The organism is Paractinoplanes aksuensis, from assembly GCF_024137025.1.
Taxonomy (GTDB): Bacteria; Actinomycetota; Actinomycetes; order Mycobacteriales; family Micromonosporaceae; genus Actinoplanes; species Actinoplanes aksuensis.
This window is the reverse complement of record NZ_JAMYJR010000037.1, coordinates 1-16,549: the sequence shown is the minus strand read 5'-3', so window position 1 is coordinate 16,549 and position 16,549 is coordinate 1. Positions and strand designations below refer to the sequence as shown.

General features: G+C 71.8%; 17 protein-coding genes. 10 read left to right on the top strand and 7 right to left on the bottom strand.

Annotated elements, in window-relative coordinates:
• Nucleotides 1-31 precede the first annotated feature (31 nt).
• Genes M1L60_RS32475 through mobA form a run of 3 tightly spaced genes read right to left on the bottom strand, consistent with a single transcriptional unit; the run spans nt 32 to nt 2,020 of the window.
• Nucleotides 32-1,120: a T3SS (YopN, CesT) and YbjN peptide-binding chaperone 1 gene (locus tag M1L60_RS32475; RefSeq protein ID WP_253241372.1), complete on the bottom strand. Its 1,089-nt coding sequence runs from the start codon at nt 1,118-1,120 to the stop codon at nt 32-34.
• A gap of 58 nt (nt 1,121-1,178) precedes the next feature.
• Nucleotides 1,179-1,424 (bottom strand): DUF6457 domain-containing protein, encoded by a 246-nt coding sequence (locus M1L60_RS32470; protein WP_253241371.1) that lies wholly within the window; start codon nt 1,422-1,424, stop codon nt 1,179-1,181.
• Complete coding sequence (gene mobA, locus M1L60_RS32465) at nt 1,421-2,020, bottom strand: molybdenum cofactor guanylyltransferase (protein ID WP_253241370.1); 600 nt, start codon at nt 2,018-2,020, stop codon at nt 1,421-1,423. Before mobA ends, M1L60_RS32470 begins: the two co-directional genes overlap by 4 nt.
• Before the next feature lie 138 nt (nt 2,021-2,158).
• On the opposite strand from mobA, the gene fdhD reads away from it, so the two are divergent.
• Nucleotides 2,159-2,986 (top strand): formate dehydrogenase accessory sulfurtransferase FdhD, encoded by an 828-nt coding sequence (fdhD, locus tag M1L60_RS32460; RefSeq protein WP_253241369.1) that lies wholly within the window; start codon nt 2,159-2,161, stop codon nt 2,984-2,986.
• 63 nt (nt 2,987-3,049) lie between these two features.
• Here the strand turns inward: fdhD and M1L60_RS32455 are convergent, their stop codons facing one another.
• Both M1L60_RS32455 and M1L60_RS32450 read right to left on the bottom strand, forming a co-directional pair.
• Nucleotides 3,050-4,030 (bottom strand): DUF4192 domain-containing protein, encoded by a 981-nt coding sequence (locus M1L60_RS32455; RefSeq protein ID WP_253241368.1) that lies wholly within the window; start codon nt 4,028-4,030, stop codon nt 3,050-3,052.
• Between the two features lie 84 nt (nt 4,031-4,114).
• A complete protein-coding gene (locus tag M1L60_RS32450; RefSeq protein ID WP_253241367.1) occupies nt 4,115-4,618 on the bottom strand; it encodes a GNAT family N-acetyltransferase in 504 nt (167 codons plus the stop codon).
• Between the two features lie 56 nt (nt 4,619-4,674).
• On the opposite strand from M1L60_RS32450, the gene M1L60_RS32445 reads away from it, so the two are divergent.
• The 5 genes from M1L60_RS32445 to M1L60_RS32425 all read left to right on the top strand — a co-directional run bounded on the left by M1L60_RS32445 (nt 4,675) and on the right by M1L60_RS32425 (nt 11,432).
• Nucleotides 4,675-5,553 carry a fructosamine kinase family protein gene (locus tag M1L60_RS32445; protein WP_253241366.1) on the top strand — a complete coding sequence of 293 codons (879 nt, stop codon included), beginning with the start codon at nt 4,675-4,677 and terminating at the stop codon, nt 5,551-5,553.
• Between the two features lie 53 nt (nt 5,554-5,606).
• The gene (gene moaA, locus M1L60_RS32440) at nt 5,607-6,629 is read left to right on the top strand and encodes a GTP 3',8-cyclase MoaA (RefSeq protein ID WP_253241499.1); all 1,023 of its coding nucleotides are present in this window, start codon (nt 5,607-5,609) and stop codon (nt 6,627-6,629) included.
• Nucleotides 6,630-6,631: 2 nt separating this feature from the next.
• The gene (locus M1L60_RS32435; RefSeq protein WP_438862177.1) at nt 6,632-6,880 is read left to right on the top strand and encodes a MoaD/ThiS family protein; all 249 of its coding nucleotides are present in this window, start codon (nt 6,632-6,634) and stop codon (nt 6,878-6,880) included.
• Between the two features lie 127 nt (nt 6,881-7,007).
• On the top strand, nt 7,008-8,222 hold the full coding sequence (locus tag M1L60_RS32430; protein ID WP_253241365.1) for a metallophosphoesterase: 1,215 nt from the start codon (nt 7,008-7,010) through the stop codon (nt 8,220-8,222).
• A 75-nt stretch (nt 8,223-8,297) separates the two neighbouring features.
• Nucleotides 8,298-11,432: a UvrD-helicase domain-containing protein gene (locus tag M1L60_RS32425; protein WP_253241364.1), complete on the top strand. Its 3,135-nt coding sequence runs from the start codon at nt 8,298-8,300 to the stop codon at nt 11,430-11,432.
• Here the strand turns inward: M1L60_RS32425 and M1L60_RS32420 are convergent.
• Entirely contained in the window at nt 11,419-12,024 is a 606-nt protein-coding gene (locus M1L60_RS32420; protein ID WP_253241363.1) for a prepilin peptidase, read from the bottom strand. The genes M1L60_RS32425 and M1L60_RS32420 overlap by 14 nt on opposite strands.
• A gap of 134 nt (nt 12,025-12,158) precedes the next feature.
• Here M1L60_RS32420 and M1L60_RS32415 point away from each other — a divergent pair, with 134 nt between their 5' ends.
• From M1L60_RS32415 to M1L60_RS32400, 4 genes are all read left to right on the top strand, one after another.
• Nucleotides 12,159-12,818: an LppU/SCO3897 family protein gene (locus M1L60_RS32415; RefSeq protein WP_253241362.1), complete on the top strand. Its 660-nt coding sequence runs from the start codon at nt 12,159-12,161 to the stop codon at nt 12,816-12,818.
• A 120-nt stretch (nt 12,819-12,938) separates the two neighbouring features.
• Complete coding sequence (locus M1L60_RS32410; RefSeq protein WP_253241361.1) at nt 12,939-14,150, top strand: DUF8462 domain-containing protein; 1,212 nt, start codon at nt 12,939-12,941, stop codon at nt 14,148-14,150.
• Between the two features lie 29 nt (nt 14,151-14,179).
• On the top strand, nt 14,180-14,743 hold the full coding sequence (locus M1L60_RS32405) for a DoxX family protein (protein ID WP_253241360.1): 564 nt from the start codon (nt 14,180-14,182) through the stop codon (nt 14,741-14,743).
• Nucleotides 14,744-14,922: 179 nt separating this feature from the next.
• On the top strand, nt 14,923-16,137 hold the full coding sequence (locus M1L60_RS32400; RefSeq protein ID WP_253241359.1) for a glycosyltransferase family 87 protein: 1,215 nt from the start codon (nt 14,923-14,925) through the stop codon (nt 16,135-16,137).
• Here M1L60_RS32400 and M1L60_RS32395 read toward each other — a convergent pair.
• Nucleotides 16,124-16,540 carry a molybdenum cofactor biosynthesis protein MoaE gene (locus M1L60_RS32395; protein ID WP_308208573.1) on the bottom strand — a complete coding sequence of 139 codons (417 nt, stop codon included), beginning with the start codon at nt 16,538-16,540 and terminating at the stop codon, nt 16,124-16,126. The two genes, M1L60_RS32400 and M1L60_RS32395, sit on opposite strands and share 14 nt — an antisense overlap.
• Between the last annotated feature and the right edge of the window lie 9 nt (nt 16,541-16,549).

Sequence of the window (16,549 nt, the reverse complement as noted above, 5' to 3'; positions counted from 1 at the left end):
CCGCGGCCCGGCTGGGCCGGCCCCGCCTTTGCTACAGGTACATGCCGGTGCGGTGGTCGTCGACCGGCTCTTTGGCCGGGGCCGGCTTGTCGCCCTCGCCGAAGAACCGCTTGCCGCCGAACTCGCCGTGCAGCCGGTCGTCGAGCTCGTCGGCCAGCCCGGTCATCACCTGCACGGCCAGCATGAGGTGGGTGGCCTGGAAGTTGCGGCCGAAGACCGGGATCGACGCCCACACTGTGTCTTGCGCGGCGTAGAGCCGGCCGATCGGCATGCGGTTGGTCAGCTCGGACAGCTTCACATAGAGCGTCTCGGTCGGCTCGACCTCGGTCAGGATCGGCGAGAACACGTCGACCAGGGGCGGGTTGTCGCGCACCCGCACGAAGACCATGGCCGACCCGGCCCGGATGCCGATGTCGCCGTCGGCATCCACCTGCAGCTGGTCGACCGTGGTCTTGGACATGGTGGCGACCACCGTGCGGACCCGCTCGTCGAGCGGGACGACCTCGTCGGCCGCGTCGGCCAGCGCAGCCGCGAGCACGCCGTCCTCAGCGAGGTCGTCGAGACTCAGCTCGTCGTCGATGCTCGGCTCGTGGCGGGCGGTGGCCAGCGGCACGGTGTCGATGGGCTCGTCGTTCTCGTCGTGCACCAGGTAGACCAGGAAGGCCGGGTGGGGCGCGCCGTAGACGTCGCGCAACGTGCGGGCGACCACGGTGGCCAGGCGGTTCGAGCTGTCCTGAGTGGAGCTCAGACCGAACGAGTCGCCCGAGCCGGGCAGCACGCCCGGCGGCGACCAGCCCAGCGCGACCAGGTCGGCGATCGACCCGCGGTCCATCCGGTAGCCCTCGGGCAGACCCGCGTTGCCGATCGCGAGCGCCTCGACGACGCCGCCCTCGAGCACCCGGATGCTCACCGAGTACACGGCGATGCCGGTGCCCGACGCCGTCGGGTCGAGAGTCAGGTCGACGTGCGCGCCCGGGGCCAGGGTCGGCAGCAGGCCGGCCAGGGCCCGCGCGAACTCCCGCCACGCCTCACCGACCTTTGCCCGCAGGTCGGCCGTGGTCGGCTCGTCGAGGAGCACGCCCTCGGTGGAATCGCTGCCCTCGGCGCTCTGTGCCGTCATGATCGTCACCTCCGCTCCGCCCACCCTATCGAGCGGCGTCCGCCCCCTCGCCCCTCTCTCAGGGGATGGGCGGTTCCGCCGGCCAGGACAGGGCCAGTTCGCTCAGCCGGGCCGCGGCCACGGACGGGTCGGCGCCCCGGCCCACGGCCAGTCCGAGCAAGTAGGCGGTGACCGGAGCGCCGGGCCGCACCACGCCGTGGGCGACGTCACGGGCCAGGTCGAGCACCAGGCCGGACGGGATCTCGGCCGGATCGACACCGACCGCCGGGCCGGCCGCCGCGAGCCAGGCCTGGAGGTCGGTCATCGAGCCCACTCTTCGGCGGTGCGCAGGTCGTCGTCGGTGTCGCAGTCGAACCACGGGGGCGGGCCCGGCCGCCGCCACGAGACCTCGGCCACCCGCAGGTGGTTCATGAGCTCGCGGACCGAGGCGCCGTCGAGGCGGCCCCTGTCTTCGATCACGCGGTCGAGCGCCTCGCGCAGGGCGGCCGTACGCCACACGCCGCACAGCATCTGCCGCCGGCCCTCGGCGTCACGGTAGACCGCACCCTGCATCGGCGCCGACTCGGCGGTCAGGCGCAGCACGTCGATGGCCTCGCCGGTGAGCAGCGGCAGGTCGGCCGCGAGCAATGCCGTGTACGAGACGTCCTCGGGCACCAGCGCCAGCCCGGCCGCGGTCGCCGCCACCGGGCCGCTGCCGGGCGGATCCTCCCTGGTGGAGTGCACCTGCACGGGCAGATCGGGCGGCACCCGGCCGACCACGATCCGAGGGTCGGCGTCGTGCACCGCGGCCAGCACCCGGGTCAGCATGGACTGCCCGGCCACGGTCAGGGTCGGCTTGTCCGCACCACCCATCCGCCGCGCAGCTCCGCCGGCCAGCACCACCGCCGCATATCCCCCCACGTACGTACCGTATCCCGACCACGTGTCGAGCGTGACCGCGCGCTCAGTTACCAGTCGTTGATCACTCTGTGTCCCCCGGGTATCGCCGCACCCCACGCGACCCGGGCCGGACCGCGCCGAACGGCCTACGCTCGACACATGGCGAGGACGATGACCCGGCGGCCGGTCGTGAAAATCAACCTGGAGACGACCGGTGACCCGCGCCGCCGCCCCGACGACCTCGCCGCCGAGGAACCGCTCGAGATCCGCGTCCGCAAGGCGCCGCTCGCGGTCACCATGCGCACCCCGGGGCAGGACATCGACCTGGCCATGGGCTTCCTGCTCACCGAGGGCATCATCCGCGACGCCGACGACGTGGTGACCGCGCAGTTGTGCGCGGGCACCGACACGCCCAACACCTACAACGTGGTCGACATCGTGCTCGGGGCCTCGGTGCCGGCGCCGGACACCGACCCGAGCCGCAACTTCTACACCACCAGCTCGTGCGGGGTGTGCGGCAAGGCCAGCATCGACGCCGTGCGCACGCGCTCGCAGTTCGACGTCGCCGGCGACCCGCTCCGCATTCCCGCGCGCACGCTGGTCGAGCTGCCCGACCGGCTGCGGGCGGCCCAGCGCACCTTCGACCGCACGGGCGGCCTGCACGCGGCCGGGCTCTTCACCGCCGAGGGCGAGCTGCTGGTGCTGCGCGAGGACGTGGGACGGCACAACGCCGTCGACAAGGTGATCGGGTGGGCGCTGCGCGAGGGGCGGCTGCCGTTGACCGGGCACGTGCTGCTCGTGTCGGGGCGGGCCAGCTTCGAGCTCACCCAGAAGGCCTGGATGGCCGGGATCCCGCTGCTCGCGGCCGTGTCGGCGCCGAGCACGCTGGCCGCCGAGCTGGCCGACGAGGCGGGGCTGACTCTGGTCGGATTCCTGCGGGGCCAGAGCATGAACGTCTACACGGCGCCGGAGCGGATCATCGTCTGACCCGGCCGGCCCGGCGCGATGGGGCTGAGCACCGCCTTCGGCTTTCGGCCATGGCTCGTACATTTATGCGGCCTTTCTCCGCATCGAACCCGCCGGCGGTTCGAAATCCTGGACGGCCTCGTGGCTGATGCCGGCGGCGAGCAACCGATCGAGAATCATCGCGAAGTGGTGATAGGGGTCGTGGTTCAGGGCACGGTCGAGCGCGACCCGGGCCAGCGGGCCCAGCCCGACCCGCCACGCCGCGTAACCCAGCAGAGCGGCCGGACCAGGCACGTAGGGGACCTCGACCCGGCGGGTCGTCTCGGTCCACAGCCGCAGCTGCCAGGGTTCGTCGCCGATGCGGTTGAGCGCGAAGTCGAACGCCGTCCGGCCGACCAGCAGGGCCCCGAGCAAGGCCGTCTCGTCGTAGGTGAGGGACCGGCCCGACGCATGGCGTTTCTCCGCGCTGATCACCGCATTGCGCCCGGCCCGGCCCATCATGGTGCGGGGCAGGCCGTCGCCGAACCGGAAGTTCAGGGCGGCCGTGGCGGCGGCCATCCGGCGGCGCTCGTCGCCCTCGACCGGGCCCACCTGGCTGACCAGTTGCTGCCGGTTGGGCAGCGCGACCTGCCCCTGGAACACCGCGGTGGCGGCGATCGGGCTGTGCGGCGATGGCACCGGGCGGCCCTCGGGCGGGCAGCAGGCCGGGTCGGCGCAGTCGAGCGTCCACCAGCGGCCGGCCGTGATCCGCAATTGGTCGCGCAGCTGCACCCCGACCCGGGTGAGGGCGGTGGCGAGCGAACTGACCAGACGGTTCACCGGGTCGGCCGGACCGAAGCCGAGAAGCGAGACGGACTGGGCCGCCTGCCGGGCGACCATCGTCGCGATCGCGTCGCTGTCGTCGACGCCGGGCGGGGGCAGATCGTGCCGGCCGACGAAGGTGACCGCGCGGCCCTGCGTGCCGATCACCACGAGGCTGTCGGCCGGATGGAAGCCGAGCAGGTAGGGCGTGACGGCGATGAGGTCGGCGGGGCTACGGACGACGATCGTGCACTCGGGGTTCATGCCGGGCAGAGTGGCCCACCGGCGACCTTCCGCGAGTGCCAAGCCGCGGGCCTGTGGACGACACGCGGGTTATCCACAGCAGGCTTATGAGCGGAACGGGAGCTCGTGCAGCTCCAGGCCCTCCTGCTGCCACTCGTGGGGGGATCGGTTGAGGTCGAGGGTGAGCTCGAACGACGAGACGACGTCGTAACCGGCCGCGTGCAGGCTGCGGATCGCATCGACGTTGCGCGACTCGGGTGAGATGGTCAGCGCGGTCATGTTCCGGCGGCGGGCCTCGCCGGCCACATGCCGCAGCAGCTTGCGACCCACGCCCTTGTGCCGGTGGGACACGGTGACCACGATCGGCTCGACCTCGCCCGCCCGGCCCCGGAGCACGAGCCCGACCAGCCCGATCACCCCGTCGTCGGCGTGGTCGGCCACCCACAGCCCGCCCAGATCGAGCCGGGTGAGGTATTCCTCGAAGCCCTCGCCGGCGTCCTCGTCGGGCACGCCGTACATCCGGTTGTGCTGGTTGGTCAGCTCGGACCACAGGCGTCGGCCCGCGGAGTGGTCACTCGGACGGTACGAACGGACTGTGACAGGGCTCATGCCGACATTTTGACTCCGATTTCGGACAGGCGTAAGCCGAAGCGGAAGATAAGGCAGTGGACCAGGCGTACTTGCGCGCGCACCCCGAGCATCTCCCGACATTTCTCACCCATCAGCGCCTTCGTGAGACGCCGGTGGGCGGCGGCAGCGTGTCGACCGCGAGCCGGCTGACGCTCGACGACGGCACCTCGGTCTTCGCCAAGACGTGGACCACGGGTGAGGCGCCGGCGGGGTTCTTCACGGCCGAGGCGTCCGGTTCGCGGTGGCTGGCCGAGGCGGGGGCGCCGGTGCCCGAGGTCCTCGTCGCACTGCCCTCGATGATCGCGACCGAGTGGATCGAGCCCGGGGAGCCGACCCGCGCGGGCGCCGAGCAGCTCGGACGCGATCTGGCCGCGCTGCATCGCTCGGACGCGGCGTCGTTCGGAGCCGACTGGGACGGGTACATCGGGCCGCTCGGGCTCGACAACACCCCGACGACCGGCGCCTGGGGGCCCTGGTTCGCCGAGCGACGGCTCCGGCCGTACCTGAAGATCTCAGTTGATCGGGGTGCCCTGAGCTCGGCCGAGGTCAAGGTGGTCGAGAGCGTTTGCCAGAGTCTCGAGGCGTACGACGAAGGTGAGCCCAGCCGCACCCACGGCGACCTCTGGCCGGGGAACGTGCTGTGGGGCGCCGACGGCCGGGCCTGGCTGGTCGACCCGGCCGCACACGGGGGTCACCGCGAAACTGATCTGGCCGAGCTCGCCCTGTTCGGCGGGGCCCCGTTCCTGACGACGGTGCTGGGCGCCTACAACGAGGCCTATCCGCTGGCTTCGGGCTGGCCGGAGCGCGTGCCGCTGCATCAGCTGCACCTTCTGCTCGTGCACACGGCGGCGTTCGGGGAGAGCTACCGCCACTCGGTCCGCTCGGCCGCTTCGTCGGCTCTGCGCGCGCTGTGACGGATTCGGTTGAGGTCAAGATCGGTTTCAGCGGATAGATTCGATCGGTGAGCATGCGTGGTGGGGCCGTGATCCCGCTCGCCGACCGGTTCGGGCGAGTGGCGACCGATCTGCGCGTGTCCCTGACCGACCGCTGCAATCTGCGCTGCACCTATTGCATGCCCGAGGAGGGCCTGGCCTGGCTCCCCCGTGAGCAGCAACTGACCGACGACGAGGTGATCCGGCTCATCCGCGTCTCGGTCGAGCGACTCGGCATCCGCGAGGTGCGCTTCACCGGCGGCGAGCCGCTGCTGCGCCGGGGTCTGGTCGGCATCATCGAGGCGGCGGCCCGATTGGCGCCACGACCGACGCTGATGCTGACGACCAACGGCATCGGGCTCGAGCGGCTCGCGGCGCCATTGCGCGACGCCGGGCTCGACCGGATCAACGTCTCGCTCGACACCCTCGACCCGGAACGGTTCCAGGCCCTGACCCGGCGCGATCGCCTGGCCGATGTGCTGCGAGGGCTCAGTGCCGCGGCCGCCGCCGGGTTGACTCCGGTGAAGATCAATACGGTGCTGATGCGCGGCATCAACGACGACGAGGCGCCCGCCCTGCTGCGGTTCGCTCTCGACCATGGCTATCAGCTGCGCTTCATCGAGCAGATGCCGCTCGATGCCCAGCACCAGTGGGACAGGCACACGATGGTCACGGCCGAAGAGATCCTGGCCGGCCTCGCGCCGTTCGATCTGCAACCCGACCCGGTTTCACGTGGAACAGCGCCGGCTGAGACGTGGTTGGTCCCCGGTCACGTCGACGCGGCCGGCGAACCGGCCCGGGTGGGGGTCATCGGCAGTGTGACCAGGCCTTTCTGTGGCGATTGCGACCGCACCCGGCTCACCGCCGACGGCCAGGTGCGCAACTGCCTGTTCGCCACCGAGGAGAGCGACCTGCGCAAGCTGCTGCGCGAGGACGCCGGTGACGACGAGGTGGCCGAGGCGTGGCGGGTCGCCATGAGCGGCAAGCGGGCCGGCCACGGCATCGACGACCCGACCTTTCTGCAGCCGGCCCGTCCCATGTCCGCCATCGGAGGCTGACGTTGCCGACCCTGACTGTTCGCTACTTCGCCGGGGCGCGGGCGGCCGCCAACGGCACCCGCGACGAGGCGGTCGACGCGGCCACGCTCGACGAGTTGAAGGTTCTGCTGACCGACCGGCACGGCGAGCGGCTCGGGGTGGTGCTCAAGGCGGCCAGCTTCCTGGTCGACGGCCTGACCTGCCACGACCAGTCGGCACCCCTACCGACCGGCGCGACCGTCGACATCCTGCCGCCCTTCGCCGGCGGCTGAAGCCCGGACGCACGGGCCCCGAGATGCCGCTCTGCGGAACCATCGCGGCTGAATCGCGGGGTTCGTCAGTCTGCTCTCAGGAAGGACCAGGACACTTACCGGGGAAAAGTGGCTGGGGGAGGACGTCTTGGTGGTATTCGTCGGGCTGATCGTTGTGGTCATCGGCCTGATTCATTTCTATCTGTGGAAGCGGCTCGTCAAGGATCCGCTGCCCGGTAAGCGCGCCCGCCGGATCGGGGCCGTGGTCGTCGTCGGGCTGGCCGTGCTGGCGCCGGCCACCATGATCGGTGTGCGGTCGGGGGCCCTTCCGTGGTTGGCCTGGCCGGGCTACCTGTGGATCGCGCTCATGTTCTACCTGCTGGTCACGCTGGCCGTGCTCGAGATTCCCCGGCTCGCCCTGACGCTGGCGTGGCGCTCGCAGCGGCGTACGGAAAAAGCGGCCGCGACCGTCAGCCCGGCGCCGGCCGAGCCGGCGGCAGTGCTGACCGCCGAGAAACCACCGGTGGTCGACGACAAGCCGGGGATCGACCGGCGGCTCGTGCTGGCTCGCGGCGCGGCCATCTTCGCCGGGCTCACCGCGGCCGGCGTCACCGGCTACGGCGTGAAGACGGCCTTGGGCGGTCCGTGCATCGACCGCGTCCAGGTGCCGCTGGCCAAACTCCCCCGGGCCCTGGACGGCACCCGCCTGGCCGTCGTCTCCGACATTCACCTAGGGCCGCTGACCGGCGTCAATCACGCCCGGCGGATCGTCGACGTGATCAATTCGGTGCAGGCGGACATCGTGTGCGTCGTCGGTGACCTTGTGGACGGCAGCGTGGCGGAACTGGGACGGTTCGCAGCGCCGCTGGCCGACATCCAGTCGCGGCAGGGGGCGTATTTCGTGACCGGGAACCATGAGTACTACTCGGGCTTCCAGGAGTGGGTCGACGAGGTCGCGCGCCTCAACATCCGGCCGCTGCGCAACGAGCGCCTCGAACTCGGCGGCCTCGACCTGGCCGGCGTCAACGACCTGGGCGGGGCCGACGCGGGTGACCCACCCGACTTCGCGAAAGCGCTCGGCGACCGCGATCAGGCTCGGCCGGTCGTGCTCATGGCCCACCAGCCGATCGCCGCCCGCGACGCGGCCCCGTTCGGGGTTGATCTTCAAGTTTCCGGTCATACCCACGGCGGCCAGATGGCACCCTTCAACCTGCTGGTCAAGCTGGAACAACCGGTCGTTTCGGGGCTGGGCAAGGTCGACGGTGTGCCGGTCTATGTCACGAATGGTGCCGGTTTCTGGGGGCCGCCGGTCCGGGTCGGGGCGCCGCCTCAGGTGAGCGTGCTGGAGCTGCGTACGAAATAAGCGCGCCCGGAGGCATCAAGATCCGTAAGTTCGTCAAGCGTGGCGATTCGTGCGAGCGGTGGAGGGCGTGACAGGATGCAGCGCGTGCCCTCGGACCACGCAGGTTCTGCCGCGGACACGTACGTCGCGGACCTCCACATTCATTCGCGCTTCTCGCGTGCTTGCAGCCGTGATCTGACCCTGCCCAACCTGGCCTGGTGGGCTCGCCGCAAGGGCATCGCCCTGCTGGGCACCGGCGACTTCACCCACCCGGCCTGGTTCGACCACCTGCGCGAGAACCTGATCGACAAGGGCACCGGCCTGTTCGGCTACGCCGAGGAGGCCGAGGTCACCAAGCGCCTGCCGGGCTCGCTGCAGACGAGCCCGGCGGCGGCGTTCATGCTCAGCGTCGAGATCTCGACGATCTACAAGCGCGACGACCGCACGCGCAAGGTGCACCACCTGATCTACATGCCCGACTTCGCGGCCGCGGCCCGGTTCAACACCGCGCTGGGCCGCATCGGCAACCTGACCGCCGATGGCCGCCCCATCCTCGGGCTGGACTCACGCGACCTGCTCGAGATCACCCTGGAGGCGGGCGGCTACCTCGTGCCGGCCCACATCTGGACGCCGTGGTTCTCGGCCCTGGGTTCGAAGTCGGGCTTCGACGCGATCGCCGACTGCTACGCCGACCTGGCCGAGCACGTCACCGCGGTCGAGACCGGCCTGTCCTCCGACCCGGCGATGAACTGGCGGGTCTCCAGCCTCGACCGCTACCGCCTGGTCTCGAACTCGGACGCCCACTCGCCGGCCGCGCTGGCCCGCGAGGCGACGCTGTTCACCGGCGAACCCGACTACGCCGCCGTGCGCGACGGGCTCGGTCTGGCCGGGACGCTCGAGTTCTTCCCTGAAGAGGGCAAGTACCACGCCGACGGGCACCGGGCCTGCAACGTGAACTGGGAGCCGAAGCGCACCCGGGAGCACGGCGGCCGCTGCCCCGAGTGCGGCAAGCCGCTCACCGTGGGCGTGCTGAGCCGGGTCGAGGACCTGGCCGACCGGCCCGAGGACTTCCGGCGCGACGACCACGTCGAGCACCTGATCCAGCTGCACGAGATCCTGGGCGAGATCAACGGCGTCGGCCCGAAGTCGAAGACCGTCGAGGCCCAGCTCAACCACCTGGTGGCCACGCTCGGTTCGGAACTCGACATCCTGCGCAAGGTGCCGGTCGACGCGATCGGCCAGGCCGGCGGGGACGAGCTGCGTGAGGGCATCACCCGGCTGCGTCGCGGTGACGTGCGGCGGGTGCCGGGCTACGACGGCGAGTACGGCATGATCACGCTGTTCGACCAGGGCGAGCTGCGCAACCGGGCGAGCGCGCCGCAGGTCGAGACGTTGTTCGACGTGCCGCAGCAGCGGAAGCCGGAACCGGCGAAACAAAAACCGGCGAAGGCCGCTAAGCCCACCAAGGCCCCGCAAAAAGCGCCGCCCATCACCCCGCCCGCCAGCCCGCACGAACCGTTCGAGCCGATGCTGGCCGGCATGGAAGAGGTCGGCACCGGGCTGCTCGACCGCCTCGACGCCATGCAGCGGGTGGCCGCGTCGGCGCCCGGCGGGCCGTTGCTGATCGTGGCCGGTCCGGGCACGGGCAAGACCCGCACCCTGACCCACCGCATCGCCTACCTCTGCGCCGAGCTGGGCGTCTTCCCCGAGCGGTGCCTGGCCATCACGTTCACCCGCCGCGCGGCCGGTGAACTGCGGGAGCGGCTGGACGCGCTGCTCGGGCCGGACGGTGAGGACATCACCGTCGGCACGTTCCACTCGGTCGGGCTGACCATCCTGAAGGAGAACGCGCGGGCGGCCGGGCTGGGCGCGCACTGGCGGATCGCCGACGAGGGCGAACGGGCCGAGGCCCGGGAGCAGGCGGGCGACGACGACCACGCGTACGCGAAGCTGTTGCGCCAGCAGGATCTGGTCGACCTCGACGAGTTGATCACCATGCCGGTCGACCTGCTGCGCGACGAGCCGGCCCTGGTCGAGAAGTACCGCCGCCGCTGGCAGTGGATCTTCGTCGACGAGTACCAGGACGTCGACGACACCCAGTACGAGCTGTTGCGCCTGCTCAGCCCGGCCGACGGCAACCTCTGCGCGATCGGCGACCCCGACCAGGCCATCTATTCGTTCCGCGGCGCCGACGTCAAGTACTTCCTGCGCTTCAACGAGGACTTCGTGGACGCGCGGCTCGTGCGGCTGACCCGCAACTACCGCTCGTCGGCGCCCATCCTGGCCGCGGCGGTGCAGGCCATCGCCCCGTCCTCGCTGGTCAACGGCCGTCGCCTCGACCCCGCCCGGCTCGATCCGGAGGCGCCGCTGGTCGGTCGTTATCCGGCCGCGAGCGCGGCCGACGAGGCCGACTTCGTCGTCCGCACGATCGACGACCTGGTCGGCGGCCTGTCCCACCGGTCGCTCGACTCGGGCCGGGTCGACTCGCGCTCGGTCGCGGCCGGCAACCTGTCCTTCTCGGACGTTGCCGTGCTCTATCGCACCGACTCGCAGTCGGGCGTGATCGTCGACGCCCTGTCGCGGGCCGGCGTGCCGGTGCAGAAGCGCTCGCACAACCGCCTGCGCGACCGGCCCGGCGTCCAGCAGATCGCCCGCGAGTTGCAGCACGCCGACGCGCCGGGCGGTTCGCTGGCGGCCCGGCTCAAGCTGACCGCGCAGGTGCTGGCCCAGCGTTTCGCCGCGCCCACCCTGGACGGTGACCAGCTCGCCCCCGAGGACATCTGGACCGCGGCCGACCTGCTGCGCCCGCTGGCCCAGCGGGTCGGCGACGACCTGCCCCGCTTCCTGCAAGAGATCGCCACCGGGGCCGAGGTGGACGCCCTCGACCCGCGGGCCGAGGCGGTCAACCTGCTCACCCTGCACGCCGCCAAGGGTCTCGAGTTCCCGGTGGTCTTCCTGGTCGGCTGCGAGGACGGCCTGCTGCCGCTGCGCTGGCCGGGCAGTCCGGCCACCGACGACGACATCGCCGAGGAGCGCCGGCTGTTCTTCGTCGGCCTGACCCGGGCCCAGGACAGGCTGTACGTCACGCACGCGGCCCGCCGTTTCCGGCACGGCAGCGAGCGCGAGCAGAAGCCGAGCCCGTTCCTCGACGTGATCGATTCCGGGCTGTTCGAGCGGCTCGGCGACACGGTGCCTTCCCGGCCCAAGGACCGTCAGCTCAGACTGCTGTAACGGCGATCAGGGCGCCGGCCAGCAGTGCCGGGCCGAACGGGAGCGGGCGGCCGCGCCGGGCCAGCAGCAGGGCCAACGCGATGGGCCCGTTGATCAGGTGTGGCACGACCAGTCCGGCCAGGACCGCGGGCCAACCGAGGAAGCCGAGGATCGTCGCCAGCACCGCGGCCAGCTTGACGTCGCCCAGCCCGAGTCCCCGGCCCGGCAGCAGGGCGATCACCAGGTACGTCGTGAGGACCAGCGCCCCGCCCAGGAGCGCTGATCCCAGGCGCTCGGGTCGTAGCACCGCCAGGGGTGGCACGGGAACGATCGCCAGGGCGCCGACCACCCGGTCCGGCAGTCGCAGGCAGCGCAGGTCGATCAGGGCCAGCAGCAGACCAGGGACCACCGCGAGCAGCAGCACCGGCAGCAGCGGCGACGGGCCGAGGGTGGCGGCCAGCAAGGTGCTCGCGGCCGCGCCGGAGAGCGTCGTCATCGCGTACACAAAACGCCGGTCATGGGCGGGGGCGGCCCACTGACGGGCGAGGCGGGGCAGGAACGCGGTCGCGGAACCGCCGAAGACGGCGGCGAGAATCACCAGGGGTACGGACACGGATCGGCACCGTAGTAGCCGGACGAGCGGTGCGCAGGTCGTGTTACCGACACCAGCGGCGATTCCGTCCGGGTTTGTGTCGGCCCCGCACGCTACGGTGGCAGCAGCGTCATCCGCTTCCGGAGGAAATCCTCATGTCCCAGAACGGCCCGTACTCCGGCCCACCGTGGTCGCACGGGAGCTCCGACGAGCCGTATGCGGAGCCGGCCGACCCCTGGGGTGATCACGGCGCTCCCGTGTCCGACCAGCCCTCCTGGGGCGGTCACCCGCCGTCGATCCCGCAGCAGCCGGTGAGTTACCACTCCGCGCCCATGAGCCCGGTCGCCCACGAGTCCTCCTGGGACAGACAGCCGCCGCCCCCGCCCAAACGCAACACCCCGATCATCGCCCTGGTGGTGACGCTGGGGCTGCTCATCGTGGTCGGCCTGGGCGCGACGGCGTGGCTGCTCAACGAGCGCAACCAGAACAAGGACAAGCAGGCCGCGCCCGACCCGTCGGCCACCACCCCGGTCGCCGGCCCGGCCCCGCAGGGCAGCGAGGACGCCCGCTTCTATGTGAAAAAAGGCGACTGCGTGGTCAACGAGGGCACCGACGGCGAGCCCAACATGCGGGCCACGGTCTGTGTGAGCGGCTCCTACGAGGTGCTCGAGCGGATCAAGGGCAAGACCACGGGCGAGAAGGACGCCGAGCGCAAGTGCTCGAAGGTCACCGGCTACACGAAGTGGTTCTTCTACGACAGCCCGCTCGACGACCTCGACTTCGTGCTGTGCCTCAAGGAGCACCGGGCCTCCTAGCTCGCTCTAGCCCTTTCTAGCTCTATTGCTAGAGACCGGTAGACCGCCCTCGACTCCCCTCGCGAGGTCTTGCTAGCGGACTCTAGCCATTTCGCTAGACGACCCGATACGGTGCAATGCGTGGATCCGGTGAGGAACCCGTACGCCCCCGGCGCCGGCCAGCGCCCACCCGAGCTGGCCGGTCGTGACCGCGAGCTCGACGCCTTCGACGTCGTGCTCGAGCGGATCGCCCGCGGCCGCCCCGAACGCAGCCTGGTGCTCACCGGCCTGCGCGGTGTCGGCAAGACCGTGCTGCTCAACACGCTCCGCTCGGCCGCCATCGGCCGCCTGTGGGGCACCGGCAAGATCGAGGCCCGGCCCGACCAGTCGTTGCGCCGCCCGGTCTCGGCCGCCCTGCACATGGCCATCCGCGAGCTCGCGCCCCACCACCGCGACCCCGACCGGGTCGACGACGTGCTGGCCGTGCTCAAGGCGTTCGCGCTGCGGGCCAACGACAGCTCGGCCAAGCTGCGCGACCGCTGGGCGCCCGGCATCGACGTGCCACCGGCCCGGGGCCGGGCCGACTCCGGCGACATCGAGATCGACCTGGTCGAGTTGTTCACCGACGCCGCCTCGCTCGCCACCGACGTCGGCACCGGCATCGCGCTGTTCATCGACGAGATGCAAGACCTGGGTCCGGCCGACGTCTCCGCGCTGTGCGCCGCCTGCCACGAGTTGTCCCAGCTGGGGGCGCCGCTGATCGTGGTCGGGGCCGGGCTGCCGCACCTGCCGGCGGTGCTGTCGGCGGCCAAGTCGTATTCGGAGCGGCTCTTCCGCTACCAGCGCATCGACCGGCTCGACCGGGTCGCGGCCGACCTCGCGCTCTGTGCGCCGGCCGCGCGGGAAGAGGTGGAGTACGAGGCGAAGGCGCTCGACCTGCTGTACGAGAAGTCCGGCGGGTATCCGTACTTCGTGCAGGCGTACGGGAAGGCGACCTGGGACCACGCGCCGCAGTCCCCGGTGACCGACGCCGACGTCCGCGTGGCCGCCCCCGAGGCCGAGGCCGAACTGGCCGTGGGCTTCTTCGGCTCCCGGTTCGAGCGGGCCACCCCGGCCGAGCGCGAATACATGCGGGCCATGGCCGTGCTCTCGGGCGAGGGCGACACCGGCAACGACATGGACGCGGCCGTGCCCACCGCCGACATCGCCACCGCCCTGGGCCGCCGACCGGCCAGCCTCTCGCCGGCCCGCGACGCGCTGATCAAGAAGGGCCTCATCTACTCGGGGGAGCGTGGCACGGTCGCTTTCACCGTGCCGCATTTCGGCCGTTACCTGCGCACACAGCCGGTGTGATCCGCGCCGGACGGGTATAACCCATAGACATGAAGCCCGTACGCACTGCCGCCCGCGCGATGCTCGCGTCGATCTTCGTCGTCCAGGGGGTCCGGTCCCTACTGAAGCCCGAGGCGTTCGAGGAGCCCGCGGCCCGGGTCGCCGAGCCGCTCAAGCCGTTCCTGGAAAAGGTCGACCCCCGCATCCCGACCGACACCCGCACGCTTGTCCGCATCCAGGGCGCCAGCGACGTCATCGCCGGGCTCGCCCTGGCCACGGGCCACTTCACCCGGCCCGCCGCGCTCGTGCTGGCGGCCAACCTGGTGCCGGCCACGATCGCCGAGCACCCGTTCTGGGACCGTTCGCGTCCCGACTCCAAGGAGCAGCAGGGCCACTTCCTCAAGAACCTCGGCCTGCTCGGCGGTCTGCTGCTGGCCGCGGTCGACACCGAAGGGCGGCCCGGTCTCGGCTACCGCGCGAGCCACGCCGTCGACCGCTCGCAGCACTCGATCGAGCGGTCCCGGCGTTCGGTCAAGCGGGCCGTCCGCACGGCCAAGCGCGAGGCCAAGATCGCCGCGATGAGCGCGGCCGCCGCGCGCAGATTGCCCGGCTAACAACCTCCTTGCGATCTTTGCGTTAAAGCGGACGAGGGGCCGCGCTACTGGCCTGCGCCTTCTAGGCTGCGGCCCGTCCCGCCTCGACGCCGCTCTCCGGCTTCGTGGCCGGCATGGCTCCGCCGTGCCCGGAGGACGAGAGCGACGGGGGTCGCGCCATGCCGGCGTTGGGGCAGTACATGCGGAATCACAGGTCCGCGGTGGTCGGGCTCGGGTGCCTGGGGGCACTGTGGGCGGTCGGGTGGTTCCTTCAGGCGTACGGGGGTCAGGCGCTCCCGGCCGAGCCGTCCGACCATCCTCCGTCGACGGCTGCTCTGCTGGCTCCGCTGTCCGCGCTCCCGGTCCCGATGGCGGCCTGGCTGCTCGCCCTGGTCGGCCTGGCCGCCCTCGTGCTGGCCGCGTTCGCCCTGGCCGGCCCGGTGGCCCGCCGGTACGGACGCTCCCGGGGCCCGGCCGCGCTGGTGGCGGCCGTCCTGGCCCTGCTGGCCGAGCCGGTCCGCGCGGCCCTCGGCCTGGGACACCTCGATGTGGTGGTCTTCGGCCTGATCGTGGCGGACGTGGTGGCCCTGCGCCGCGCGGCCTGGGCCCGCCGACGAGCGGCCTGGTGGCCCGGCCCGGCCGCCTCCGGTCCCCCACGCGGCCGCTTCGACCTGCTGCGGCGCTGGTGGTCGACCGGGGCCTGGGGCGGCGCCGGCATCGGGATCGCGACCGCCCTGGCCGTCGGCCCGGCCCTGTTCATCCTGTACCTGCTCGTCATCCGGCGGTGGCGACCAGCCCTGATCGCGACCGGAACGGCGGTCACGCTGACGCTGGCCGGGCTGCTCGTCGACCCGCGCGGGTTCCTCGTCCCGCTCGTCGACCGCACCCGGACGATCGGCGACCCGGCCAACCAGTCGCTCGCCGGTCTGCTGGCCCGCCTCTACGACTCGACCAGCACCCCGGTGCTGGTCTGGCTGTCGTTCGCGGCGCTCCTGCTGGCGGTGGGTCTCATCCGGGCCCGAGCGGCGCATGCCGACGGTGACGAGATCGCGGCGTTCACCCTGGTCGGGCTGACCGGGGCGGCGATCGCACCGGTGACGACCAGCCATGAGTTGGTCTGGGTGCTGCCGGCGGTGCTGATCCTGGTCGACGCGGCGGCCCGGTTGCGGGTCCGGCGGCGGCCACGGCCGCGACGGTTCACCGGGGCCGGCTATGCGGCGGGGGCCGCTGCCATCTACTTGCTCGTCCTGGTTCCTCCAGAGTGGACGATCGGCTGGAACGCGTACGCCTTCACCGTGATTGTCCTGATGAACGCGCTGCCGTGGCGACCCGCGGTGGTGCCGGTCCGGACGCCGGTGCGCCGACCGGCCGGGCCCGCGCGGGTGCCGGCCATCCCCGGGCCTAGGGGCAGTTGACCCATTCCTCGGTGCCGTCGGCGAACACCTGGCGCTTCCAGATCGGCAGCCGGGCCTTGGCCTCGTCGACCAGCCGGGCGCAGGCCGCGAACGCCGCCGCCCGGTGGGCCGTGCTGACCGTGGCCACCAGCGCGACGTCCCCGATCGCCAGCGTGCCGATCCGGTGCGAGACGGCGACGGCGTAGACGTCGGGGTCGGCCGCGATCTCGGCCGCGACCTCGCGCAGCACGGCGGCCGCGCTGGGGTGGCCCTCGTACTCGAGCAGGGTCACGCCGCGGCCGTCGTCGTGGTCGCGCACCACGCCCTGGAACGACACGACGGCCCCGGCCCGCGGGTCGGCCACCGCCTTCTCGTGGGCGGCCAGGTCGAGCGGAGTGTCGAGAACCTCGGCGATGGCAATCACGGGCGCTCC